This window comes from Streptomyces sp. AP-93 (assembly GCF_022808175.1).
Classification (GTDB): Bacteria; Actinomycetota; Actinomycetes; order Streptomycetales; family Streptomycetaceae; genus Streptomyces.
In genome coordinates this window covers 151,697-176,163 of sequence record NZ_JALGBX010000005.1, presented here as the reverse complement: position 1 = coordinate 176,163, position 24,467 = coordinate 151,697, and the positions used below count along the sequence as shown (strand labels likewise).

Genomic DNA, 24,467 nt, shown 5'->3' with positions numbered 1-24,467 from the left:
CGTCCGGGGCCGGACCGAGCCCTTGCTACGGCAGGTCGTCGACCTCGTCGGGCGTGATCAGGATCTTTCCGCGCGCCTCGCCCCGGTGGAGCCGGTCGATGGCGTCCGGGGCCTCGGCGAGCCGGCAGGTGAGATGGACGGCCGGGGACAGGGTGCCGTCCTCGACGTGCCGCCCCAGGACCTCCAGGTCGGCCTGGCGCTCGGCGGAGATGAACCCCTTGAGGCCGTGGCGCACGAAGGGGTTCAGCAGCGCGGCCCACAGGACCCGGCCCATGCCGCCCAGCCAGGGACCGCCGCCCTCGCCGCCGACGATCACGAGCGTCCCGCGCGGGGTCAGGGCGCGCCGCAGGTGCGACAGGGCCCGGTTGCCCGCGATGTCCAGGATGAGGTCGTAGCGGCGGACGCCGTCCGCGAACTCCTCGCGGGTGTAGTCGATGACCTCGTCCGCGCCGAGCCCGCGCACCAGCTCCGTCTTCGTGGTGCTGCACACTCCGGTGACGTGCGCCCCGTACGCCTTGGCCAGTTGCACCGCGAAGGTGCCGACCCCGCCGGCGGCGCCGATGACCAGGACCCGCTGCCCGGGCCGTACGCGTCCCGCGTCGCGCAGCGCCTGGAGGGCGGTGAGCCCGGAGATCGGGAGGGCGGCCGCCTCCTCCAGGGGCATCCCGGCGGGCTTGTGCGCCAGCTTGTCCTGCCGGGCGGTCGCGTACTGCGCGAAGGAGCCCTCGCAGATCCCGAACACCTCGTCCCCCGTCCGGAAGGCACTCACTCCCTCGCCGACCGCCTCGACCCGCCCGGAGACCTCCCGGCCCCGTACGGGCACGCTGGGTGCGCGCAGCCCGTAGCCGAGGAGCCGCAGCAGGTAGGGCTTGCCGCTCATGAGGTGCCAGACTCCCGCGTCCAGGGCGGCGGCCCGGACGGCTATGAGCACCTCGCCCGTGCCCGGTCTCGGCGTTTCGATGTCCCTGAGCTCCAGTACTTCGCTGGAGCCGTACGTGTCCTGCACGATCGCCTTCACGGCGCCGTCCCTTCCTCATACCCGTACTGGAATACCTGTTCGAGTGACACTTCGAAGACGCGGGCGATCCTGAACGCCGTCTCCAGCGAGGGCGAGTAGCGGCCCTTCTCGATGGCGATGACGGTCTGCCGGGTGACGCCGATGCGCTCCGCCAGCTCCGCCTGGGTCATCTCCCCGCGCTCGAAGCGCAGGACCCTGATCCGGTTCGTGATGCCGGTCGGCTTCACCACGACTGGAACCCCCAGCGGTAGGCGGCGAGCTTGACGACCGATCCGAGCACCGCCGAGAGCACGAAGCCCAGGTAGAGGGCGTTCGAGATCCAGAAGCGGTCCGCTCCGGCCATTGAGAGGATCAGCGCGGTCACGGCCCCGATGACGAGGAAGGACTGCCCGGCGTGCTCACCGAGGCGGCCGATCTCCTTGTCCCGCTGGTCCTTGACGTCGGCCTCGCCGGGCCTGGCCACCGCCACGGCGATGTTGAGGAGGATCGCGGCGGCGATGGCGCCCCCGACCGTCCAGAGCAGCGGCGTGACGTACGGGACCTCCGTGAGGGGGACGCCGTCGCCGGACGGGCCCGTCCCCCACCGGCCCAGCACGAGGGCCAGGTAGACCGCGTACCCGGCGATCGCGACCACCCCCGTGATCCATGCGCGCTTCTCTTCGAAGGCCACGACCGCACCCGCTCCCGTGTAAAAGAACTTTGACATCACGAAGGTAAAAGGATTCATACCTGATGTCAATGATTTCTTACATGCCCCGCGGGGAGGCGGGGCCCGGACCCCCCGTCACCCGGGCGCGCGGCCCCGCTGGCACCACGGCCGCACCCCGGGCTTGCTGGACGGATGAGACCAGAAGCACCGGGGACGGCCCCGGGTCAGAGCCTGCGCACCCCCCGGGCGGCCGGGCTGGCGGGGATCCTCTTCGCCGCCCTCATGGCGGCGGCGATCGTGCTGGCCCGGATCGCCCTCCCGGAGGGCGGCGGCGCGGCCGAGGTCGAGATCACCTCGGGGCAGCGGGACGCGGTGACCACGGCGCTGGAGCTCGTCCCCTTCGCGGGCATCGCCTTCCTGTGGTTCATGGGTGCGCTGCGGGAGCACTCCGGCGAGGCCGAGGACCGGTTCGTGGCCACCGTCTTCCTGGGCAGCGGGCTGGTCTTCGTCGCCAGCCTCTTCGGCGCCGCCGCGGCCGCCGGGACCGTGCTGGACGTCGGCCAGCCACAGGAGTTCGGGCGTCATTTCGCCTACAACCTCCTGACCACGTACGGGATGCGGATGGCCGCGGTGTTCGTGTTCGCGACCTCCACGATCGGCCGCCGGATCGGCGTCTTCCCGCGCCCGCTGGCCCTGGCCGGGTACCTCGCCGGCCTGGTGCTGCTGGTGGCGGGCTCCTCCTTGCCATGGTCCGAGCTGGTCTTCCCGGCCTGGGCCCTGGTCGTGAGCCTGTACATCCTGCGGTCGGGCCGGGCCCGCTCCCGCCCGGCCCCCTGACGGTCGCCCGGGACCTCACTCCAATGGCCGCCGCGGGCGGGCCCGCCGCCGCCACCGCACGCACGCTGGTCCGGGAAGCCCAGGGGGGCACCGAAAGGACAACACCTTGCTGAGGCTCGTCGTCGATCTCAACCGGTGCCAGGGATACGCACAGTGCGCCTTCCTCGCCCCCGACGTCTTCGCGATGCACGGGGACGAGGGACTGCTCTACGATCCGCAGGCCGAGGAGGCGCAGCGCGAGCGCGTGGCCCAGGCCGCGGCCGCCTGCCCCGTGCAGGCCATCCTCGTGGACGATCTGGACCTGCCCGACGGCGCCGCTCCGCGCACCCCGGCGGGCGCGGCCTCCGGCGCCGGAGGGGCGGCCTCCGATGGCTGACACCGCCCTGGACCAGCTCAAGCGCTCCGGCCGGATCGTGGTCGTCGGAGCCTCGCTGGCCGGCCTGCGCGCCGCCGAGGTCATGCGGGAGAAGGGCTTCGCCGGCTCGCTGACCCTGATAGGCGACGAGCCCCACGAGCCGTACGACCGCCCGCCGCTGTCCAAGCAGGTGCTGCTGGGCAAGGCCGACGCCGAGCACACCCTGCTCCCCCGACGGCTCGACATCGACGCCGAATGGCGCCTCGGCGTCGCGGCCACCGGGCTCGACATGGCGGCCCGTACGGTCAAGCTCGCCGATGGCGAGGAGGTCCCGTACGACCGTCTCCTGATCGCCACCGGCGTCCGGGCCCGGCCCTGGCCGAACGAGGCCGAGGGCGAGCTCGGCGGGGTCTTCACCCTGCGCACCCGCGAGGACGGGGCGGGCCTGGCCCGCGCCCTGGCGGCCGGACCGCGCCGGGTCCTGGTCATCGGCGCCGGGTTCACCGGCTCCGAGATCGCCTCGGCGTGCCGGGAGCGCGGGCTCGACGTGACCGTCGCCGAACGCGGCGACGGCCCCCTGGTCGGCGCCCTGGGCGGGGTGATCGGGGCGGTCGCCGCTGAACTCCACCGGGAGAACGGCGTGGACCTGCGGACCGGGATCATGGTGACCGCCCTGGAGGGCGACTCCACCGGGCGGGTGCGGGCCGCACACCTCTCCGACGGCACCACGCTGGAATGCGACGTGGTGGTCGTCTCGCTCGGCGCCCAGCGCAACACCGAGTGGCTGACCGGCTCCGGGCTCGGCGCGGGTCCGCGCGGCATCGCCTGCGACGCGGGCTGCCGGGCCTTCGACCTCCGCGGGATCGTCACCGACGACATCTACGTGGCGGGCGACGTGGCCCGCTCCCCGCACGCGCTGTTCGGCTACCAGTTCCTCTCCCTGGAGCACTGGGGCAACGCCGTGGCGCAGTCCGAGACCGCCGCCCACAACATGCTGAGCGAGAGCACCGACCGCCGGCCGCACCTGTGGGTGCCGGCGTTCTGGTCCTCGCAGTTCGGGGTGAACATCAAGTCCGTCGGCGTGCCCTCCATGGGCAGCGAGATCATGTTCACCCAGGGCTCGCGGGCCGAGCGCCGGTTCACCGCCGTCTACGGCTACCAGGGCCGGATCATCGGGGCCGTCACCTTCGACAACGGGCGCTGGCTGCAGTTCTACGAGAAGCAGATCGAGGCCTGCACGCCCTTCCCGCCCCCGTTCACCACGGTGGACCGGCGCCCCGACGGGCAGCGGCCGATCCCGGCCGACTTCCCCGACCCCTCCGTGCCCACGCACGGCCCGACCATCACCCTCAGCGGGTACTCGCCGGCCGACCGCCGGATCGCCACCTTCACCCCCGCCGGGCACTGACCCGCACGTTCCCGGAGGACCCCCATGGCCCACGGCATCCTGAGCCAGATCCTGGACTATTCCAGCCGCGCGAACCCGTACCCGCTGTACGAAGAGCTGCGCAAGACCCCCGTCTTCCACGACGGGACCGGACCGTACGTCATCAGCACCTACTACGACATCCAGAGCCTGCTGCACGATCCGCGGCTCAGCTCCGACGCGCGCAACCTGGCCGCCACGGCCGGGGACCCGCTGGCCGAGGGCGGGGAGGCGGAGGAGACCGCGCTGCCGCCGAGCTTCCTGAAACTGGACCCGCCGGAGCACGACCGGCTGCGCCGGATGACGAACCGGCCCTTCGGGCCGCCGCACTCCCCGCACCGCGTCGACGGGATGCGCGGGGGGCTGAAGGACATCGTCACCGGTCTCATCGACAACCTCGGCGACACCGGGAAGATCGACCTGGTCGACCAGTTCGCGTACCCGTTCCCGGTGACGATGATCTGCCAGCTGCTCGGCGTGCCGCGCGAGGACGAGGCCAAGTTCCACGTCTGGGCCGACACCCTCGCCGCCAGCCTGGACCCCGATCCGGACTCCGATCCCGCCGAACGGCAGCGCAGGACCCACGACTCCCGCATGGAGCTGGGCATGTACCTGGCCGGGCTGATCGAGCAGCGGCGCAAGGACCCCGGCGAGGACATGCTCTCCCAACTGGCCGTGGGACACGGGCCGGACGAGTCCATGTCCACGATGGAGCTGCTGAGCACGGCGGCCCTGCTGCTGATCGCGGGCCACGAGACCACGGTCAACCTGATCACCAACGGCATGCTGACCCTGCTGCGCAACCCGGACGTGCTGCGGGAGCTGAAGGAGGAACCCCGGCTGGCCGTGCCGCTGGTGGAGGAGCTGCTGCGGTTCGAGCCGCCGGTGCAACTGCTGCCGCAGCGCACCCCGTTGGTGGACATCGAGGTGGGCGGGGTGACCATCCCCAAGGGATCCTCGATGTGGCTGATCCTGGCCTCCGGCAACCGGGACCCCAACCGCTTCGAGAACCCGGACCGCTTCGACCCGCACCGCAAGGACATCCAGCACCTGGGCCTGGGCAGCGGCATCCACAGCTGCTTCGGCGCCCCGCTGGCACGGATGGAGGCCCAGCTCGCGCTGAGCGAGCTGGCCCGGCGGCTGGAGAACCCGCGGCTGCTGGAGGACCCGCCGCCCTACCGGCAGAACGCGGTGCTGCGCGGGCCCCGGCACCTGCAGATCGCCTGCGACGGGATCCGCGCCTGAGCCGGCACTGAGCCGGTACCGAGCGGGCCCCGATCCGGCATGGATCCGGGGCCCGCTCGCGGCTACCAGCCGAAGCGGCGGTCGACCTCGCGCTCGAACTCCTCGAAGGTCAGTACCTCGTCGCCGTCCGCGTTCGCCCGGTCGAAGAGGGCCGAGGAGGCGTCCACGTCGCCCACGGCCCAGAAGGGCAGGTCCCCCTGGGCGGCGAGGGTGGGGCCCTTGCTGCGCAGGGCCGTGATCACCTCGACCCTGGTCAGGACCCCGTCGCTGTTCAGGTCGAGCGCATCGAACAGCTTGCGGGCCTTCTCACTCATGACGTGGTCCTCTCGATGGGCGGCTCGGTGCGGGAGACCGCTGCGCGGCCCCCGGCCTTCAGCCTATGACCCGCCCCACCGCCACCCGCCTCCGGTGTCCCCCCACGCCTCCGGAGCGGGTGGCGGGGCGCCGGCGCGCCGGCCCGGTCCGCTACCGCACACCGTCCGCCAGGGCCGCGGCCGGTGCCTCGCGCTGGTGCGGGACCGGCGAAGGCTGCGATACCGCCGAGGCCGCCGGTACCGCGGCGAGCGGCACGGAGCGGGGGTCCTCGTGCTGGAGCGCGACCGTCCGCGTGGGGGCGGGGATCGAAATGCCCTCCGCCCGGAACCGGCTGTGCAGCCGCTTGATGAACTCGTGCTTGATCCGGTACTGGTCACTGAACTCGCCCACGCCGAGAATCACCGTGAAGTTGATCCTGGAGTCCGCGAAGGTGTGGAAGCGTACGGCTGCCTCGTGGTCGGGGAGCGCGCCGTTGATGTCCGCCATCACCCCGTCGACCACCTCGAGGGTCACCCGCTCGACGTGCTCCAAGTCGCTCTCGTAGCCCACTCCCACCTGGACCATGATCGACAACTGTTGTTCGGGCTGGGTGAAGTTGGTCATGTTCGTGCGCGCGAGCCGCCCATTGGGGATGATCACCAGGTTGTTCGACAGGTTGCGGACCACGGTGTTGCGCCAGTTGATGTCGACGACGTAGCCCTCCTCCCCGCTCGTCAGGCGGATGTAGTCACCGGGCTGCACGGTCTTCGAGGCGAGGATGTGCACGCCCGCGAAGAGGTTGGCAAGGGTGTCCTGCAGCGCCAGGGCGACCGCCAGACCGCCCACGCCGAGGGCGGTGAGCAAGGGCGCGATGGAGACGCCCACGGATTCGAGGGCGACGAGCAGACCCATCGCGAGCACCAGGACGCGCGTGATGTTGACGAATATGGTGGCCGATCCGGCGACTCCCGTCCGCGCCTGGGCCACCGACTGGACGAGGCCGGCAACGACGCGGGCCACGCCGACCGTGGCCACGAGGATCAGCAGCGCGGTCAGCGAGTGGTTCACCCACCCGGAGACCGTAGTACTGAGGGGCAGCGTCGAGGCGGCCACGGCGGCGCCCGCGATGACGGCCGCCGCCGGTGCGAGGGTGCGCAGCGCGTCGACGATGATGTCGTCGCCGCTCCACCGGGTCCTGAGGGCGTGCTTGGACAGCCATCGCACGAGGGCGCGCAGGAGCAGTCCGGCGAGCCCGCCGGCGGCCAGGGCGATGCCGGCGATGAGCCAGTCGTGCAGGACGAGGTCCCGGCTCACCGGACGCCCTCCGCCCCTCGCCGGAGCGGGGAGACGGGGGCCGGCCCTGCGGGCCGCCGGATGAGGGGTGGTGTGGTCACCTTGTCACCTGTCAGTTCGTCGTGCTGGAGGCCGCGTTCGCGCATGCGTGCGCATCCGGAACGGACTTCCCATCCTGCCCCATGGGCGGCGCGGCGCCGAGGTTGGGCCCGGCTGGTGCACGGCTCGGTCAGGGGCTCGACGCGGACAAGGGCTCGAGGGTGGTCAGGGGCTCGACGCGGTCGGGCGGTCGGGGCCCGGGGGCTCGACGCGGTCAGGCGTCCCCGCCCCGGCCGGGTTCGCCGTCCGGGGCCCCGGGCGGCTCGGCCGCCGCCGGGTCGAGGATCCGGTTGAGGAAGCTCCTGGTCCGCTCCTGCCGGGGATCCCCGACCACTTGGGCCGCCGGCCCTTGCTCGACGACGACTCCGCCGTCCATGAAGACGACGCGGTCCGCGACCTCGCGGGCGAAGCTCATCTCGTGGGTGACGACCATCATCGTCATGCCCTCGCCCGCCAGGACCCGCATCACCGCCAGCACCTCGCCCACGAGTTCGGGGTCCAGCGCCGAGGTCGGCTCGTCGAAGAGCATCACTTCCGGGCCCATCGACAGGGCCCTGGCGATCGCCACCCGCTGCTGCTGGCCGCCGGACAACTGGGCGGGGTACGCCTCGGACTTGTCCAAGAGGCCGACGCGGGCGAGGTTCTTCCGGGCCACGGCATCGGCCTCGGCCTTGCCCCTGCCCAGGACGCGGCGCTGGGGCAGGGTGAGGTTCTCCCGCACGTTCACGTGCGGGAAGAGGTTGAACTGCTGGAAGACCATGCCGATGCGGCGGCGTACGGCGTCGATGTCGACGTCCAGGTCCGTGACCTCGGTGCCGCCGACGAAGACCCGGCCCTCGCTGGGCTCTTCGAGCAGGTTCACACAGCGCAGCAGGGTGGATTTGCCCGAACCGGAGGGCCCGATGACGCACACCACCTCGCCGCGGGCGATGTCGAGGTCGATGCCGCGCAGGACGTGGTTGGCGCCGAAGGACTTGTGCAGTCCCCGGATCTCGATCTCCGGGCCGTCCGTGGCCGTCGTGTCCACCGCTGGGGCCTCCTGTGGCATGTCTTCCTCACACGGCCTTGTCCGCGCGGGCCTCCAGGCGGCGCACCACGAAGCTCAGCGGCACGGTCACCAGGAGGTAGCACAGGCCCGCGACCAGGATCGGGGTGGAGTTGGCGGTCTGGCTGGCGAGGTCCCGGCCGAACTTCGTCAGTTCGCGCTCCGACAGCGTCACGCCGAGGAACAGCACGAGCGAGGAGTCCTTGAACAGCAGGACCAGTTCGTTCGTCAGGGGCGGGATGACGATGCGGAAGGCCTGCGGGATGACGACCGAGACCATGGCGCGGGCGTGCGAGAAGCCCAGCGAGCGGGCGGCTTCCATCTGCCCCTTGGGTACCGCCTGGATGCCGGCCCGAATCGTTTCCGCCATGTAGGCGGCGGCCACCAGTCCCAGGCCGATCGCGACCTTGCCGTACGTGCCGCCCGGGATCTCCGTGCCGGGGAACGCCAGGGGCACCGCCACGCCGACGAAGATGAAGATCAGCAGGGCCGGGAGGCCCCGGAACAGCTCGATGTAGACGCTCGCGACCCACCGGTACGGGGCCACGGAGGACAGGCGCATCATGGCGATGACCAGGCCGAGGACCAGGCCGAGGAGGAACCCGGACGTCGTGTAGATCACCGTGTTGCGCAGGGCCGTGGTGATGATCTCCGGGAAGAGCCGTAGCGCCAGGTCCTTCTGGGCGAACTGGTTCTGCAGCCTGTCCCAGTCCGCGGAGACGCCGATCAGCACCAGCGCCACGACGAAGAGCGCGTACTGCAAGCCCTGCGAGACCCGGCGGCGCTGGCGCCGGGTCAGCCGGGAGGTCACGGGGTGGTCTGGGGCAGCGGGCCGATCCACTGCTCGTAGAGCTTCTTGTAGGTGCCGTCGGCCTTGGCGTCGGTGATCGCCTTGTCGATCGCGGCCACGAGGGCGGTGTTGCCCTTCTTCACCGAGAAGCCGTACTGCTCGCCGGTCTCGATGTTCTGTCCGAGGGTGAACTCGGCGGCGTTCTTGGGGTCCTTGAGCCAGCCCTGGACCACGGGGTAGTCGATGACGACCGCGTCCACCTGGCCGGTGCGCAGTCCGTTGATGACCGCGTCCGAGCTCTCGAAGGCGACGGGGTCGAAGCCCTGGGCCTTGGCGTAGCTCTCGCCCGTGGTCTCGGCCTGCGCGCCCAGCTTCTTCGACTTCGCCTTGAGGTCGGCGAGCGAGGTCACGCCGCTCTTCTTGGTGGCGAGCAGCGCCTGCGTCGCATCGAAGTAGGGGACGGAGAAGTCGACGTTCTTCTTGCGCTCGTCGGTGATGGTCATACCGGCGGCCGCGAGGTCGCACTCGCCGGAGTTGAGGAAGGCGCCGGTCTTGAAGTTCTCGAAGGGGGTGTCGAGGATCTTCTGCTCGACCTTGAGCCTGCTCGCCACCAGGTCGACCAGGGCGACGTCGAAACCGACGACCTTGCCGTCCTTCTCGAACTGGAACGGCGGATAGGGCAGGTGGGTGCAGGTCGTCAGTTTGCCCTTCTCCACGACGGGGACCCCGCCGGCGGCTTCGCCCGGGCCGTCGCCGCCCGAGGAGCATCCGGCGACGAGGAACGCGCCCGCCGCCGCGGCGCCGACGCGGATGCGCAGGCTGCCGGGGCGCCTGCGGTTTCCTCGCGTGCTGTTTCCTGTGGCCGTCCGGAACACGGTTGACCTCCACGAGTGCGGGTCGAGCGGCGATCACGGGACGGGACCGTCCGCCGAGATCGTAAGCCACGGGCGGCGCCCGTTGAGGGATCTTCCGCGATGCGTTCCGGGGATGCCGGGGCGCACCGCGTGGATCCGGCCATGATCACTCGGCCGCCCGGAGGCGCCGGTCCGCAGGCCCCGTGGTTCCCTCCTCCGGGCCGCAAGGGGGCGGGCTCGCGGGAGCCCGCCCCGGCGTCACTCCCCTGCCGCCGGCGCCGTCCGCGTCGTCGGCGCCCGTCAGGGGGCGAGCTCGCGGCGGCGCCGGCTGATCGAGTCGGGGTCCCAGCCCGGACGGGGTACGGAGGCCAGCAGCAGCCGGGTGTAGGGGTGCTCGGGTGCGGTGAGGAGCTCGGTGACCGGGCGGTGTTCCATCGTGCGGCCGCGGTACATGACGAGCGCCTCGTCGCAGACGTAGCGGACGACGGCCAGGTCGTGGCTGACGAAGACCAGGCCGATCCCGGTGTCGCGCCGGATGTCGGAGAGCAGGTTGAGCACCTGCGCCTGTACGGACACGTCCAGGGCGGACACCGCTTCGTCGAGCACCAGGACGGCGGGTTCGACCGCCAGCGCCCGTGCGATCGCGGCGCGTTGGCGCTGCCCGCCGGAGAGCCGCCGGGGCAGGGCGGCGGCCTCGCGGTCGCCGAGGCCGACCTGCGCCAGCAGTTCCCGTACGCGTGCGGCGCGGGCCGTCCGATCGGACATGCCGTGCAGTCGGAGCACGCCGTCGACGGTCGCGCCGATGCTGATCCGCGCGTCCAGGGAGAGGTAGGGGTCCTGGAAGACGATCTGGACCGCCTTGGCGCGGGCCAGCCGGGCCGGCCTCCCCCGTACGGAGGCCGCCAGCGGCCGGCCCTGGACCAGGATCTCGCCCGCGTCGGGGCGTTCCAGGCCGATCAGCATCCGGGCCGTGGTGGTCTTGCCCGAACCGGATTCCCCCACGATGCCGAGCGCCCCGCCGGCCCGTACGGAGAACGACAGGTCGTCGACGGCGACGACCTCCGTCCCGCCGGTCCGGTAGGTCTTGCGCAGTCCGCTCACCCGGAGGAGTTCCGGAGGAAGTTCCGGGGCGGTGTCCTTGCTCGGACGGTTGCTCAACTGTCCTCCTTCAGGACGATTTCGGCGGCGCGGTGGCAGGCGACCTCGGCCGGGCCGTGCCGCAGGAGCTGCGGCGGGGACTGGTCGCAGCGGCCCGGTTCGGCGAACCGGCAGCGGGCTGCGAAGGCGCAGCCGGGGGCCGACTCCAGCAGCCCCATCGGGGCGCCGGGGATGGGGGTGAGGCGGGCCGGGGGGCCCTCGAGGGGCGGGGAGGAGCCGAGGAGGCCCGCGGTGTAGGGGTGCCGGGGGGAGGCGAAGAGTTCCGCCACGGGAGCCGTTTCGACGATCCGGCCCGCGTACATGACGTAGATCCGGTCGCTGACGGAGGCGGCGAGCTCGATGTCGTGGGTGATGAGCAGGAGCCCGAGGCCGCGTTCGCGCTGGAGCCGGCCCAGGACGGCCAGGATCTCGGCCTGGGTGCTGACGTCGAGGGCGGTGGTCGGCTCGTCGCAGAGCAGGAGCCGGGGTTCGGCGGTGAGGGCCGCGGCGATGACGACGCGCTGGAGCATGCCGCCGGAGAGTTCGTGCGGGAACTGGTTCAGGTGGCGGACGGGGTCGGGCAGGCCGACCGCGTCGAGCAGTTCGGCGGCCCTGACGTTCGCCCGGGCCCTGGACCAGCCGTGGACCAGGCGCAGCGGTTCGGTGAGGAAGTCCCCGACCCGGCGTACCGGGTTGATGGCGGCCCGCGGGTCCTGGTAGATCATCGCCGCCTTGTCGGTGCGGACCTCGCGCAGGCTCGCGGGGTCGGCTCCGACCAGGTCGGTGCCGTCCACGCGGACCCGGCCGCCGGTCTCGGAGCCCTGCGGGAACAGGCCGAGGGCGGCGCGGGCGGTGACGGACTTGCCCGAGCCGGATTCGCCGACCAGGGCGACGACCTCGCCGGCCGCGACGGTGAGGCTGACGCCGTCGAGGAGGGGGCGGGCCATCGCGGGGAGCGTGACGCGCAGGTCTTCGTAGGCGAGCAGTGTCATCGGGAGTCCCTCCCCGCGAGCCGGTCGCCGAGGTCTTCCCCGACGACGTTGAAGGCGACCACGACCAGGACGACCGCCACGGCCGGCGCGATCGCGGAGAGCGGCTGGCCCTGCAGGACGGCCGCCTGCCCCTGGTTGATCATGGCTCCCCAGTCGGGGGTGGGCGGCTGCACGCCGAGTCCGAGGAAGGAGAGGGCGGCGAGGTCGAGCAGGGCGTAGCCGAAGTTCACCGTCGACTGGGCGAGCAGCGTCGGGGCGATGTTGGGGAGCAGCCTGCGGACGGCGACGTACAGGGGCGAGTGGCCCTGCACCTGGTAGGCGGCGATGTAGGGCCGGGACTTCTCCCGGACGGCCAGGCCCCGCACGAGGCGTGCGGTGTACGGCATGTAGGCGATGGCCATGGCGATCACCGGAGCCGTCATCCCCTTGCCGAACAGGGCCACCGCGAGGATCGCGAGGAGCAGCGCGGGGAAGGCGAACAGGACGTCGAGGACGCGCCCGACGGCGGTGTCGATCCAGCCTCCGCGCCAGGCGGTGAACAGGCCGACGGCGACGCCGAGGACCGTGGAGAACAGGACGACCGCGAGCGGGCCGGCCAGGCTGGTCCGGGTGCCGGCGATGAGCGCCGAGAGGGTGTCGTGGCCGCCCTGGTCGGTGCCCAGCCAGTGCTGGGCGCTCGGCCCCAGGAGGGTGTCGCCGAGCTGTCCGAAGGTGGGGTCGTACGGGGCGATCCAGGGGCCCAGGATCGCGACGAGCACGAACAGGACGAGGAGCGCCAGGCAGGTCCGCTGGAGCCGGCTGCCGCCGAGGCGGCGCAGCCGGGCGAGCGGGTCGCGCCGGGTACGGGGGGTACGGGTCGTCGTGACGCCCGTTTCGGGAAGGGTGCTCATCGGGCGCTCCCCGCCGCGGCCGTGCGCGGATCGATCAGTGGGTGGACCAGGTCCACGAGGGCGTTGACGATGACGAAGGCGGCCACCACCAGCAGCACGATGGCCTGGACGACCTGGAAGTCGAGCTGGTCGACGGACTGCACCAGCAGGGAGCCCACGCCGGACATTCCGAAGGCGGTCTCGACGATCGCGGTGCTGACCAGCATGCCGGAGACCAGGAGCGCGGAGACGGTGACGATCGGGCCGAGGGCGTTGCGCAGGACGTGCCGCCGGATGACGGTGCGCCGTGGCGCTCCGCGGCTCAGCGCGACCTCCACGTGGTCGCGGCTCAGCTCGTCGAGCATGGCCGAGCGGGTCACGCGGGTCACCAGGGCGGTGAAGGTGACGGACAGGGCGGCCGCCGGGAGGATCACGTGGTGCAGCCGGTCCATGAGGCCCTCGCCGTTGCCGATGGTGGGGAACCAGCCCAGCTGCACCCCGAACACCGACCTGAGCAGCAGGGCGGCGACGAAGGCGGGTGCGGCCGCGCCCACCGTGACGAGCAGCATCAGGGAGCGGTCGGTGCGCGAACCCCGGCGCAGCGCCCCGATGATGCCGGAGCCGATGCCGAACACGGCGATCATCAGGCCGGATACGGCGATCAGCAGCATGGAGGAGGGCAGCCGCGACCAGATGACCGCGGAGACGTCCTGGTGGAAGAGGTAGGAGCGGCCGAAGTCGCCGTGCAGTACCCCTTCGAGCCAGTTCCAGTACCGGACCAGGAAGGGTTCGTCGAAGCCGTACTGGCTGCGCAGCGCGGCGAGGTCCTCCGGGCTGGGGCTGCGTCCCTTGATCAGGAAGCTCGCCGGGTCCCCGGGCGCCAGGAAGAGGGAGGAGAAGACGAGGAAGGAGGTGACGAGCAGGGTCGCCGCCATGCCGGCCAGGCGGCGCAGCACCCGTACGGCGCGGGTGGTCGCGGCCGTCGCCGCGGCCGTCATCCCTTGGCTCCGATCTCGGCCGCCCACGGGTAGTAGAGGTAGGCGATGGAGGGCTGGACGCCGGTGATCTTCTTGCCCATGAAGACACTGACGGGCAGGGTGTACAGGGGCAGCCAGGGCAGTTCGCGGGAGGCGATCTTCTGCGCCTCGGCGTTGGCGGCCGCGTGCCCGGCGGGGTCGTGGGCCCCGACGGCCTTCTGCACGGCCGCGTCGAAGGCCGGGTCGGACCAGTTGCCGTAGTTGCTGAAGGCTCCGGTCTCCAGCGAGGCGAACATGTCCAGCGGGTCGGTGATGGACGTGTACCAGAAGGTGAGGAAGAGGTCGATGCCCTCGCGGGCCGCGGGGTCGGTGAAGAGGGTCGTGTACTTCTCCGCGGAGAGGGAGTCGATCCGCGGCTTCAGTCCGATGGCGGTGGCGGCCTGGGCGATGGCCTGGGTGATGATGGTGGTCTGCGAGTCCAGCGGGCTGGTCGCGATCACGATCTCCTGGCCGTTCACTCCGGCCTCGGCGGCGAGCGCCTTGGCCTTGGCCGGGTCGTACGGGTACTTCGGCAGGTCCTTCACGAGGGCTTCGCGGGTCGCGGGGGGCGCGTCGGCCCACAGGTTGTCGGTGACGAGCGAGTCGGAGACCTCGCCGACCCCGCCGGCGCCGGCCTTGACGATGCCCTTGCGGTCGGTGGCCATGAGGAGGGCCTGGCGGACCTTGGGGTTGCCGAGGGGGCCCTTGAGGTTGGCGACCACCTCGTCGGCGACGGTGGTGTTGCGGCCGAAGTAGAGCTTTCCGGCTCCGGTGGCGCCCAGTTGGGCGTAGGCGTTCGGCGGGACCATCCAGCCGCCGTCGACCTCGCCGCTCTGGAAGGCGTTGACGCGGGTGGTGGCGTCGGCGAGGAAGACGAACTTCACCTCGCCGGACTTGGCCTTCAGTTCCTGGTTCCAGTACCCGTCGAACCGCTTGAGGGTGAGGGACTGGCCGGAGGTCCAGGAGGCGAAGGAGAAGGGGCCGGTGCAGTTCACGCCGGTCTGCGGATTGCCGTAGTTCTTGCCGGACTTGGCGAGGGTGGCGGCGGACTCCACGGTGCCGGGGCCGGCGGCCAGGTACTTGTTGAAGGTGGAGTCCGGCTTGGTCAGGGTGACGGTGACTTCCATCGGGCCGGTCTTGTCGATGGACTCGACGTTCTTGTACTGGTTCGACCAGACGCTGCCGGTCCCGGGGTCGAGGTTGCGGCTCAGGGAGGCGACGACGTCGTCGGCGGTGAGCACCGTCCCGTCGTGGAAGTGCACGCCGGGGCGGATCTGGTACACCCAGGTGGTGGGCGTGGGGTTGGCGTACGAGGCCGCGAGGCCCGGGGACGTCGTCAGGTCGGGGTTCCAGCGCAGCAGGCTCTCGCAGACGTTGGCGAGGATCTGGTTGGGCGGGAAGTCGAAGGAGTACGCGTAGTCGATGGTGGTCGGCTCCGCGTAGACGGACCAGGTGAAGGAGTCCACGTTTCCGGCGGCGGCGGGCGTCTTGTCCGTGATCTTGTACGCGGCGGCCTGGTCCGCGTCCTTGTCGGGCTGTGCGGTGCCGCTGCAGGCGCCCGTGACGAGCACGGCGGCCGCGGCGAGGGCGGCGGCGGCGCTGGTGCGGAGGCGGCGGCCGCGGCCGCGGTGCAGGGGGGATCCCGATCGGGTTGATGACATCGTCTGACTCCCTGAGGGATGAGCTCGGTGGGGTGGGTGACGCTCGGCCGGTGGCGGCCCGGCCGGTGAAGGTGCGTGCTGCGGTGACCGGTCAGTCGGTCGCGGCGAAGACCAGTTCGCCGTCGATGTACGTGCGCAGCACGCGGGTGTCGGCGATCTCCATCGGGGGGTGCGCGAAGGGGTCCCGGTCGAGGACGACGAGGTCCGCGTACTTGCCCACCTCGACGGTGCCGGTGACCTCGTCGAGGTGGTTCACCCACGCGCTGCCGGCGGTGTAGGCGGTGAGCGCCTGGGAGAGGGTCAGGGCCTGCTCCGGGAAGAAGGGCGGCGCCGGTTCGAAGGTCCCGGCCACGCCCGGGGCCTCGTCGGGTACGGAGCGGTTGACGGCGACGTGGATGCCCCACAGCGGGTTGGGGCTGCTGACCGACCAGTCGCTGCCGGCGACCAGGCGGGCGCCGGCGCGCTGGAGGTCGCCGAACGGGTACTGGAGGCGGGCCCGCTCCGGTCCGAGGAAGGGGATCGTGAGCTCGTCCATCTGCGGTTCGTGCGCGGCCCACAGGGCCTGGATGTTGGCGGCCGCGTCCAGGCTCGCGAAGCGGGCGATGTCCTCGGGGTGGACGAGCTGGAGGTGGGCGAGGTGGTGGCGGTTGTCGTTGGCGCCGTTGGCCTCGCGGGCCCCGGCGAGGGCGTCGAGCACCTCGCGCACGGCCCGGTCGCCCAGGGCGTGGAAGTGGATCTGGAAGCCGGAGCGGTCGAGGCGGGCCACGGCCTGGTTAAGCACCTCGGGTTCGATGAAGCTGAGTCCGGAGTTGCCGGTGGCGCAGCCGCAGCCGTCGAGGTAGGGCTCCAGCATGCCGGCCGTGAAGTTCTCGGCGATGCCGTCCTGCATGATCTTCACACTGGTGGCGTTGAACCGTCCGACCCGTCCCCCGGCCCGGCGCTCCTCCAGTTCGGGTATCTGCTCCAGGCCGCGTTCGCGGTCCCACCACAGGGCGCCGACGACGCGGGCGCGCAGGGAGCCCTCGCGGGCGGCGCGCAGGTAGACGCCGTAGTTGTCGGGGTTGCCGGGGAAGGAGCCGATCATGGCGTCCTGCCAGCTGGTGACGCCGAGGGAGAAGAGGTGCTCCTGTGCGGCGAGCAGGCCCGCGTGCGCCTCCTCGGGCGTCGCGAGGGGCACGTGGTGGGCCACCAGCTCCACCGCGCCCTCCTGGAGGGTGCCGGCCGGGCTTCCGTCCTCCTCCCGCTCGATCCGGCCGTCGGCCGGATCGGGGGTGGTGCGGTCGACGCCGGCGATCTCGAGCGCCCGGGTGTTGACCCAGGCGCCGTGGCCGTCCCGGTTGGTGAGGAGGACGGGCCGGTCCGGGACCACCGCGTCGAGCATGGCGCGGGTCGGCGTGCCTCCGGGGAAGATGTCCATCGACCAGCCGCCGCCGCGGATCCAGGCCGCGTCGGGGTGGGTCCGGGCGAATTCCGCGACCACGGCGAGGTAGCCGTCGATGGTGCGCTCCTCGCTCAGGTCGCAGCCGAGCATCTGGACGCCGGCCACCGCGGGATGCACGTGGGCGTCCTGGAATCCGGGGACGAGCAGTCCTCCCGCGAGGTCGACGACCTCGGTGTCGGCGTCCGCGAGGAGCCGTACGGCGGCCGCGTCGGCGACGGCGATGATCCGGCCGCCTCCGACGGCGACGGCGGCGTCGATCGGGGTCGGGGAGGTCCCGGTGAAGACCCGCCCCCCTACGAAGACGATGTCGGCACGCTGCCTGGTCTTGCCCATCGACGCATCCTTCGGCTCGGCGGGTGAGCCCCGCACGGCTGGTTCGTTGAGGAGGAGTGAACGGGAGCGCAACAGTGTTGTCAACGGTGTTGCGCTCGCTCTGTTCCACATCGTTACACTGGCCCCACCATGCCGAAGTCATCCGACACACCCGCCCGGTCCAAGCGCGCGGGCAGCCAGCTCACACCCGACGCGATCATCGAAGCGAGCCTGCGCATCGCGGCCCGCGGCAGCGAGGACGCCTTCACCGTCCGGCGCCTCGGCGAGGAGCTCGGCGCCGACCCGACCGCGATCTACCGGCACTTCCGCGACAAGGACGACCTGCTGCTGTCCGTCGCCGACCGCACGCTCGGCGAGGTGCTCGACAGCATCCCCGCGGGACTCGACTGGAAGGACCGGCTGCGCGCGCTCGCCGACGGCTCCCTCGAAGTCGCCCTCAGGTACCCGGTGGTCGGATCGACCATGGCCAGCCGGACCACCCGCAGGACCAACGAGTTCCGTGTCGTCGAGCTGATCCTCGGCGCGGTCACGGAGGCCGGGCTCGAGGGGGTCGAGGCGGCCGTCCACTACCGGATGGTCGGCGACTCCCTCCTCGCCTACGTCGGCCAGCGCGCCGCCTACCTGCTCTTCGACCCGGACGTCCGCGCCGCCGACGAGTCCTCGTGGAGCCGCGAGTACCGGCTGGTCGACCCCGCGGGATTCCCCCACATCACCCGGCTGAGCGGCGAACTGGCCGAGGTGACGGACGAGCAGATCTTCCAGGCCCGGGTCGAAGCACTGATCACCGCGATCGAGAACCGGGTGGCGTCCCTCCGAGGGGCCTGACCCGGGTCACGGACCGGCCGGGGGAACGCGGCCGTCGCTTCCGCCGGACGCGGTGGTCCTCCGGCGAACGCGACGCGGCCCGGGATCAGGTTCCGTACCTGATCCCGGGCCGCGTGAAACCATCCCTCCACCGGGCCGGAGCCCCGCACGCTCACCTCGGCGGGGTCAGCCGCTCCCACAGGAAGGTGTGGACCAGCGCCTCGTTGAAGGCGGTCTGTCCGTGGTCGGTGGCGCCCGCGTGGCCGCCGCCGAGGTGCTCGTGGAAGAGGACGGGGTGCCCCGACTCCCGCAGCCGGGCTGCCATCTTGCGGGCGTGCCCGGGGTGGACGCGGTCGTCGCGGGTCGAGGTCAGCAGGAGCAGCGGGGGGTACGGGGGCCCGTCGGTCCGGACCTGGTGGTACGGGGAGATCCGCTCCAGGTGGGGCCGGTCGGCCGGGCTGTCGGGGTCCCCGTACTCGGCGATCCAGCTCGCTCCGGCGAGCAGCTTGTGGAAGCGGAGCATGTCCAGCAGCGGCACGTGGGCGACGACCGCGCCGAACAGTTCGGGGTCGCGGGTGAGCATCGCGCCCATGAGCAGCCCGCCGTTGCTGCCGCCTTCGATGCCGAGCTGGGCGGGGGTGGTGACGTCCCGGGCGATGAGGTCCCGGGCCACGGCGGCGAAGTCCTCGTAGGCCCGGACCCGGTTCGCTCCGAGCGCGGCCTTGTGCCACTGGGGCCCGTACTCGTGCCCGCCCCGGATGCCCGCGACCACGTAGGTGCCGCCGCGTGCGAGCCAGGCGCGGCCGGTGACGGCGCTGTAGCCCGGGACCATGGAGACCTCGAAGCCGCCGTAGCCGTAGAGCAGGGTGGGCCCGGGGCCGGTGCGGTCCTCGGGTCCGACGACGAAGTACGGGACCCTCGTGCCGTCCGCGGAACGCGCGAAGTACTGGCGGACCGCGAGGCCGGCGGTGTCGAAGAGGGCCGGGCCCTGCTTGACGGTCTCCTCGGCGCCGGCCGGGGCCGTGCCCCGGTAGAGGGTGGACGGCTGGAGGTGGCCCGAGACGTTCAGGAAGAACTCGTCGCTCACGTCCGGGTCGGTGCCGACCACGGAAGCCGTGGACAGCGGCGGTACGCCGGAGAGGGGGGTGCGGCTCCACCCGTCGGGGCCCGGCCCGGGGGTCAGGATCTCCAGCCGGGAGGAGACGTCGGCGCTGGTGGTGAGGATCAGGTGGTGGCGGGTCCAGCTCCAGCCCGCGAGGGCGGTGTGCTCGTCCGGGGTGAAGAGCACCGCCGCCTCCCGCTCCCCCGCCCGGAAGGCTTCGAAGTCGAAGGCGAGCAGGCTGCCCGCGACGTGGCCGAGCCACGGCGACTTCGGCGCGACGATCAGCCACTCGCGATGGACGGAGGCGCTGGCGTCGTCCGGGACCTCGACCTTCTCGGGGTCGGCCGGATCCGGGGTTCCGTCCCCGGGGAGGAGGAGCAGTTCCCCGTTCCAGAAGTCGATCTGCCGGTGGACGAAGTCCCGTGCAAAACCGGGCGTGTCATCGTGCCAGGCGGAAGCGGACAGGTCCGTCGGCCGGCCCTCGTAGACCGTCTCCGCCTCCGCGAGGGGGGTACCGCGCCGCCACCGGCGCACCTGGAGGGGGTAGCCGGACGAGGACATCGAGCCGGGGCCGAAGTCCGTGCCGATCCAGACCAGGTCCCGGTCGATCCAGCCGATCCGGGTCTTGGCCTCGGCGACCTCGAAGCCGCCCGCGACGAACTCCCGCTCCACGAGGTCGAACTCGCGCACCACACAGGCGTCCGCCCCGTCCCTGGACAGCATGACCAGGGCGTGGCGGTGATCGGGGGCCAGGACGGCGCTGCCCGCCCAGGCCCATTTCTCCCCTTCGGCCTCGGCGAGCGCGTCCAGGTCCAGGACCGGCTCCCAGTCGGGTCGCTCCTTGCGGTACTCCTCCAGGGTGGTGCGCCGCCACAGACCGCGGACGTGGTCGGCGTCCTGCCGGAAGTTGTAGAGGTGGCGTCCCCGCCGGCGTGTGTACGGGATCCTGCCGTCGTCGTCGAGGACCTCGCGGACCTCCGACTCCAGCACCTTGAACCCGGGGTCCGAGGCCAGCGCGGACACCGTTTCTTCGTTGCGCTCGCGCACCCAGGACAGGGCGGCCTCGCCGGTGACGTCTTCCAGCCAGAGGTAGGGGTCTTCATCGCTCATCCGCCGATTGTGCAGGATCGGACGGCGGCCGCGAATCGCGCGGACCGGCCCCGTCCACGACCGAAAACCAGTTGCCCGGGGACGGGGCGGCGCCGACGATGGCCCTTCGTGAGCAGATCCCGTTTCGCCTCCGTACTGCCCGACCTCAGCCCGCTGCGGTCCAGCCCCGATTTCCGGCTGCTGTTCTACCAGGGCACGGTCACCTACTTCGGCTCGTTCATGGCGATGATCGCGCTGCCGCTCCAGATCAAGCACCTGACGGACTCGCCCCTCGCGGTCGGTGCGATGGGCGCGGTGGAACTGCTCCCGCTGGTGGTCTTCGGTCTGTACGGGGGCGCGCTCGCCGATGCCGTGGACCGGCGGCGGATGATCCTGCTGACCGAGGCCGGGCTCGGGGTGCTCGCCCTGGTCCTCCTGGTGAACGCCGCCCTGCCGAGTCCCCTGCTGTGGCCGCTGTACGTGGTCGCGGCGTGCGTATCGGCACTGACCGGCCTGCAGCGGCCGGCCATGGACTCGCTGATGGCGCGGATCGTGCCGCACGACCAGCTCACCGCCGCCGCCGCGCTGAACGGGCTGCGCTACCAGTTCGGCGCCATCGCGGGTCCCGCGGTGGCCGGTCTGGTCGTCGCGTACGCCGGGTACGTCCCCGCGTACGCGGTCACCGTCGCGGGTTTCTTCGTATCGGTGCTGCTGTGCCTGCGGCTGCGTCCGGCTCCGCCCGCACGCGACGCCGAGCGGCCCTCGCTGCGGGGGATCGCCGAGGGGGCCCGGTACGCGTGGAGCCGGCCCGTGCTGCTCGGCACGTACGCCGTGGACATGGCGGCGATGTTCTTCGCCTTCCCGAACGCCATCTTCCCCTTCCTCGCCGACGAGCTCGACGCCGTATGGGCGCTGGGGCTGATGTACGCGGCGGGCGCGGTGGGCTCGCTGGCGCTGGGGCTGACCAGCGGCTGGGCCTCGCGGGTACGCCGGCACGGGCTGCTGGTGGTGTGCGGGGCGGGGGTGTGGGGACTGGCCGTCGCGGCCGCGGGCTGGTCCGGGAACATCTGGCTCGTGCTGCTGTGCCTCGCGGTGGCCGGCGCGGGCGACATGCTCAGCGGGCTGGGGCGCGCGACCATCTGGAACCAGACGATCCCCGAGGAGCTGCGGGGCCGGCTCGCGGGCATCGAGGTGCTCTCGTACACCGTCGGCCCGCAGCTCGGCCAGGTCCGCGCGGGCACGATGGCCGGCTGGACCGGGACCCGTTCGGCCTTCTGGAGCGGCGGGCTGGCCTGCGTGGCCTCGGTGGCGCTGCTGGCCGCCCTGCTGCCGAAGCTGATCTCCTACGACGCGGACACCGACGAGGACGCCCTGCGGCAGCGGGCCGCGAAGGAGCCGCAGCCGAGCGGAGCACCGGCCTGAGCCGATGCCCTCACCCCTCGGGGGACTCCTCCCCCGGGGCGGGGCCGCGGCCCGCGAAGGCGGACGTAGCCAGGGCAGCCGTGACGGTCAGGGCCAGCAGCAGTCCGCCGGCCGCCGCGGCCAGCGCCGGGCCCGGTCCCCACAGCGTCCAGGCGGCGCCGAAGAGCAGGGAGCCCGCGAACCGCGCCAGGGCCTGCGCCGTCTGGAGCACGGCCAGCCCGGTGGTGCGCAGCCCGGGCGGCAGCAGCGGCCCGGCCGCGGCCATCAGTACGCCGTCGGTGGCCGCGTAGAACAGGCCGAGCAGACCGAGGACCCCGCACACGAGCGCGGGCCCCGGCGGCACCGGGGCCAGGAGCAGGAGGCAGGCGCCGAGCAGCAGCAGGTGGCCGCCGAGGAAGACCCGGTGACGGCCCAGCCGGTCGGCGAGCCGGCCCACGGGCACGGCGGCCAGCAGGAACACGGCCGCGGTGCCGACCGCCAGCAGCGGGAACCAGGCGGCCGGCAGGTCCAGGCGCCGCTGGAGCAGCAGGTAGAGGAAGGCGTCCCCGACGGTGAACAGGCCGAGCGCGGCGGCGGTCAGACAGAGCCGCCGCAGGCCCGGGATCCGCAGGAGGGTGCGGGCCGAAGGCGTCCCGGCCGCCGGTGCGGGCGCGGGACTCTCCCGTACGAACAGGGCCAGCACCAGGACGCCCAGCACCGCGAGGCAGCAGCTCACGGTGAAGACGGCCTCGTACCCGTCCACCGCCACCCACAGCACGCCGAACGCGGCCAGCGGCCCCAGCAGGGCCCCGGCCGTGTCCAGCGCGCGGTGCACGCCGAAGGCGCGGCCCTGCTCCCCCGGCGGGCAGGACAGTGAGATCAGCGCATCGCGCGGGGCGGTGCGCAGCCCCTTGCCGGTCCGGTCGGCTGCGAGCACCGCCGCCACCGACCAGGGGGTGGTGACCGCGAGCAGGGCCGCCTTGCAGGCGGCGGAGATCGCGTAGCCGGTGCCGGCGACGAGCTTGCGGCGCTGCGTGCGGTCCGAGACCCGTCCGCCCACGAGGCGCAGCAGCGCGGTGGCGCCCTGGTTGAGTCCGTCCAGGGCGCCGAAGGCGAGCGGGGACATCCCCAGTCCGGCCACCAGGTACAGCGGCAGGACGGCGGTGACCATCTCGGCTGAGACATCCGTGACCAGGCTGACCATGCCGAGCGCGAGCACCGTGCCGGGGACGGCCCGCAGGGGGCCCTTCGGAGCCGGAGGGTCTGCGGCGATGTCCGCCGCACGGCTGGTCGACAGGTACACGGGTGTCTCCTTTAGAACCAGGTGAGGGTGAGGGGGAAGGTGGTGGTGGAGGTGGCTGGGGTGGTGTCGGTGGCCGTCGCGGTGATCTGGATGGTTCCGGTGGCCCAGGGCTTTCCGGTGATGCGGCCGGTGGCGGCGTCGAGGGTCAGGCCCCAGGGGAGTCCGGTGGCGGTGTAGCGGACGGGGGGCTTTCCGCCCGTGGTGGTGAGTTGGATGGTGCAGTTCTGGTTGAACTTGCAGCTCTGCGGGCCTGGGTTGGCCAGCTTCAGCTCGGCCGAGGTCGGCGTCGGGGTGGGAGTGGGCGTCGGCGTGGGAGTCGGGGTCGGGGTGGACGTGGGGGTGGGGGTCGGGGTCGGGGTGGGGTTCGTGGAGTCGAACACCTCGCTGATCGGCTGGACGTTGGCGGCGTTCCCGGCGTGCGTCGTGCCGAAGAGGTCCTCGAAGGTGCGCAGCAGGTGGTGGTGGTTGAAGGGGGTGGCGTACTTGCCCGTCTTGACGTTCGCCCCGTAGAAGACGGTGGCGATCTGGTTGGAGCCCAGGAAGTTGTCCTCGTCCCAGGTCAGCACCAGCAGGCTGTTGTTGGCCTTCGCCCACTGCGCGTAGGCGTCGATGTTGTTCTTCGTCCACGTGTCGCCCGTGCCGACCGAGCAGGAGTGCATGTCGTTGCACTGGTTGGGGACGATGAACGACAGGTTCGGCAGCGCCGCGAAGTTGTTCTGCGGGAACTGCGCCCAGGTCTTGCCGGTGTTCAGCGGCACGTTCTTGAAGGCGAACCACGGGTTGTGCTTCTGGGCGTACTGGCCGTTGGTGCAGGCCGTGGACCCCTCGCTCGGGAGGTCCTCGTTGTACGTCGCGAAGGTCCTGCCGGCCGCGATCAGCTCCTGGCCGAGGTTGGGCGCGGTCATCGACTGCGGGGTGTAGCAGCCGTCCCCGGTGATGCCCTGGGTGGCGCCGGAGAAGAGATTGAAGTAGTTCGGCTGGCTGGGGTGGGTCAGCGCCTTCATGGCGGTGAGGCTCGCGCCGCCGTTCGCGAGCTGGTTGATGTACGGGGCGTTGGCGCTGCCCATGATCTCGCCGTACTGCTTGTTCTCGTACACGACGACGACCACGTGGTCGTACGCGGGCAGTGCGGCCGCGGCCGAGGGAGCCGCGGAACCGCTTTCGGCTGCCTGGGAGTTGGCGATCGTGAAGGCGCCCAGCAGTCCGAGGGCGCCGATGGCGCCGATCCCGGCGAGCAGGGCGGACCGGTGGACCCGTTGTCTCGCGCGGGCGGGCGCGCTCGCGCTCGGTGTGGTCGGGGGACTCAGTGGCATGGGTGGTTCCTCCTCGTGATGAGTGGTGTGGTGCTCGGGGTGAAGGGCCGGTCTAAGGACCCGGCGCCGGGACCTGGCGCCGGGATCCGGCGTCGGCATCC

The 24,467-nt window shown here is 72.1% G+C and carries 23 protein-coding genes; 6 read left to right on the top strand and 17 right to left on the bottom strand.

All coding sequences use genetic code 11. From position 1 onward, the window contains the following. Positions 1-25 precede the first annotated feature (25 nt). Genes MTF69_RS10595 through MTF69_RS10585 form a run of 3 tightly spaced genes read right to left on the bottom strand, consistent with a single transcriptional unit; the run spans position 26 to position 1,724 of the window. Complete coding sequence (locus MTF69_RS10595) at positions 26-1,018, bottom strand: NAD(P)-dependent alcohol dehydrogenase (RefSeq protein ID WP_243332928.1); 993 nt, start codon at positions 1,016-1,018, stop codon at positions 26-28. Next, positions 1,015-1,245, bottom strand: coding sequence for a helix-turn-helix transcriptional regulator (locus MTF69_RS10590; RefSeq protein ID WP_374322760.1), 231 nt, complete (start codon positions 1,243-1,245; stop codon positions 1,015-1,017). The genes MTF69_RS10595 and MTF69_RS10590 overlap by 4 nt, the downstream gene beginning before the upstream one ends. Continuing rightward, positions 1,242-1,724 carry a hypothetical protein gene (locus tag MTF69_RS10585; RefSeq protein ID WP_243332926.1) on the bottom strand — a complete coding sequence of 161 codons (483 nt, stop codon included), beginning with the start codon at positions 1,722-1,724 and terminating at the stop codon, positions 1,242-1,244. Before MTF69_RS10585 ends, MTF69_RS10590 begins: the two co-directional genes overlap by 4 nt. A 135-nt stretch (positions 1,725-1,859) precedes the next feature. On the opposite strand from MTF69_RS10585, the gene MTF69_RS10580 reads away from it, so the two are divergent. The 4 genes from MTF69_RS10580 to MTF69_RS10565 all read left to right on the top strand — a co-directional run bounded on the left by MTF69_RS10580 (position 1,860) and on the right by MTF69_RS10565 (position 5,530). Then, positions 1,860-2,504, top strand: coding sequence for a hypothetical protein (locus MTF69_RS10580; RefSeq protein WP_243332925.1), 645 nt, complete (start codon positions 1,860-1,862; stop codon positions 2,502-2,504). 109 nt (positions 2,505-2,613) lie between these two features. Continuing rightward, positions 2,614-2,880: a ferredoxin gene (locus tag MTF69_RS10575; protein WP_243333231.1), complete on the top strand. Its 267-nt coding sequence runs from the start codon at positions 2,614-2,616 to the stop codon at positions 2,878-2,880. Next, on the top strand, positions 2,873-4,267 hold the full coding sequence (locus tag MTF69_RS10570; RefSeq protein WP_243332924.1) for an NAD(P)/FAD-dependent oxidoreductase: 1,395 nt from the start codon (positions 2,873-2,875) through the stop codon (positions 4,265-4,267). The genes MTF69_RS10575 and MTF69_RS10570 overlap by 8 nt, the downstream gene beginning before the upstream one ends. A 24-nt stretch (positions 4,268-4,291) precedes the next feature. Further along, a complete protein-coding gene (locus tag MTF69_RS10565) occupies positions 4,292-5,530 on the top strand; it encodes a cytochrome P450 (RefSeq protein WP_243332923.1) in 1,239 nt (412 codons plus the stop codon). Positions 5,531-5,592: 62 nt separating this feature from the next. Here the strand turns inward: MTF69_RS10565 and MTF69_RS10560 are convergent, their stop codons facing one another. From MTF69_RS10560 to MTF69_RS10510, 11 genes are all read right to left on the bottom strand, one after another. Then, on the bottom strand, positions 5,593-5,844 hold the full coding sequence (locus MTF69_RS10560; protein WP_243332921.1) for an EF-hand domain-containing protein: 252 nt from the start codon (positions 5,842-5,844) through the stop codon (positions 5,593-5,595). Between the two features lie 151 nt (positions 5,845-5,995). Then, the gene (locus tag MTF69_RS10555) at positions 5,996-7,138 is read right to left on the bottom strand and encodes a mechanosensitive ion channel family protein (RefSeq protein ID WP_243332919.1); all 1,143 of its coding nucleotides are present in this window, start codon (positions 7,136-7,138) and stop codon (positions 5,996-5,998) included. Between the two features lie 292 nt (positions 7,139-7,430). Then, a complete protein-coding gene (locus tag MTF69_RS10550; RefSeq protein WP_374322668.1) occupies positions 7,431-8,264 on the bottom strand; it encodes an amino acid ABC transporter ATP-binding protein in 834 nt (277 codons plus the stop codon). Between the two features lie 7 nt (positions 8,265-8,271). Continuing rightward, a complete protein-coding gene (locus MTF69_RS10545; RefSeq protein WP_374322665.1) occupies positions 8,272-9,102 on the bottom strand; it encodes an amino acid ABC transporter permease in 831 nt (276 codons plus the stop codon). Further along, the gene (locus tag MTF69_RS10540; RefSeq protein WP_243333230.1) at positions 9,069-9,869 is read right to left on the bottom strand and encodes an ABC transporter substrate-binding protein; all 801 of its coding nucleotides are present in this window, start codon (positions 9,867-9,869) and stop codon (positions 9,069-9,071) included. The genes MTF69_RS10545 and MTF69_RS10540 overlap by 34 nt, the downstream gene beginning before the upstream one ends. Positions 9,870-10,205: 336 nt before the next feature. Next, positions 10,206-11,063: an ABC transporter ATP-binding protein gene (locus MTF69_RS10535; RefSeq protein ID WP_243332913.1), complete on the bottom strand. Its 858-nt coding sequence runs from the start codon at positions 11,061-11,063 to the stop codon at positions 10,206-10,208. Further along, a complete protein-coding gene (locus tag MTF69_RS10530) occupies positions 11,060-12,034 on the bottom strand; it encodes an ABC transporter ATP-binding protein (RefSeq protein ID WP_243332911.1) in 975 nt (324 codons plus the stop codon). Before MTF69_RS10530 ends, MTF69_RS10535 begins: the two co-directional genes overlap by 4 nt. Beyond that, positions 12,031-12,924, bottom strand: a complete 894-nt coding sequence (locus MTF69_RS10525; RefSeq protein WP_243332909.1) for an ABC transporter permease — start codon at positions 12,922-12,924, stop codon at positions 12,031-12,033. The genes MTF69_RS10530 and MTF69_RS10525 overlap by 4 nt, the downstream gene beginning before the upstream one ends. Then, positions 12,921-13,901, bottom strand: a complete 981-nt coding sequence (locus MTF69_RS10520; RefSeq protein WP_243332907.1) for an ABC transporter permease — start codon at positions 13,899-13,901, stop codon at positions 12,921-12,923. Before MTF69_RS10520 ends, MTF69_RS10525 begins: the two co-directional genes overlap by 4 nt. Continuing rightward, positions 13,898-15,580, bottom strand: a complete 1,683-nt coding sequence (locus tag MTF69_RS10515) for an ABC transporter substrate-binding protein (protein WP_243332905.1) — start codon at positions 15,578-15,580, stop codon at positions 13,898-13,900. The genes MTF69_RS10520 and MTF69_RS10515 overlap by 4 nt, the downstream gene beginning before the upstream one ends. A 91-nt stretch (positions 15,581-15,671) precedes the next feature. Further along, positions 15,672-17,354 carry an amidohydrolase gene (locus MTF69_RS10510; protein ID WP_243332902.1) on the bottom strand — a complete coding sequence of 561 codons (1,683 nt, stop codon included), beginning with the start codon at positions 17,352-17,354 and terminating at the stop codon, positions 15,672-15,674. A 129-nt stretch (positions 17,355-17,483) separates the two neighbouring features. On the opposite strand from MTF69_RS10510, the gene MTF69_RS10505 reads away from it, so the two are divergent. Then, on the top strand, positions 17,484-18,179 hold the full coding sequence (locus MTF69_RS10505) for a TetR/AcrR family transcriptional regulator (protein ID WP_243332900.1): 696 nt from the start codon (positions 17,484-17,486) through the stop codon (positions 18,177-18,179). 151 nt (positions 18,180-18,330) lie between these two features. Here the strand turns inward: MTF69_RS10505 and MTF69_RS10500 are convergent, their stop codons facing one another. Continuing rightward, positions 18,331-20,370: a prolyl oligopeptidase family protein gene (locus MTF69_RS10500; protein WP_243332898.1), complete on the bottom strand. Its 2,040-nt coding sequence runs from the start codon at positions 20,368-20,370 to the stop codon at positions 18,331-18,333. 108 nt (positions 20,371-20,478) lie between these two features. On the opposite strand from MTF69_RS10500, the gene MTF69_RS10495 reads away from it, so the two are divergent. Further along, on the top strand, positions 20,479-21,771 hold the full coding sequence (locus MTF69_RS10495) for an MFS transporter (RefSeq protein WP_243332896.1): 1,293 nt from the start codon (positions 20,479-20,481) through the stop codon (positions 21,769-21,771). Between the two features lie 10 nt (positions 21,772-21,781). Here MTF69_RS10495 and MTF69_RS10490 read toward each other — a convergent pair whose 3' ends face one another. After that, positions 21,782-23,053, bottom strand: a complete 1,272-nt coding sequence (locus MTF69_RS10490) for an MFS transporter (RefSeq protein ID WP_243332895.1) — start codon at positions 23,051-23,053, stop codon at positions 21,782-21,784. An 11-nt stretch (positions 23,054-23,064) separates the two neighbouring features. Beyond that, on the bottom strand, positions 23,065-24,366 hold the full coding sequence (locus tag MTF69_RS10485) for an alkaline phosphatase family protein (RefSeq protein WP_308401389.1): 1,302 nt from the start codon (positions 24,364-24,366) through the stop codon (positions 23,065-23,067). Positions 24,367-24,467: the final 101 nt, after the last annotated feature.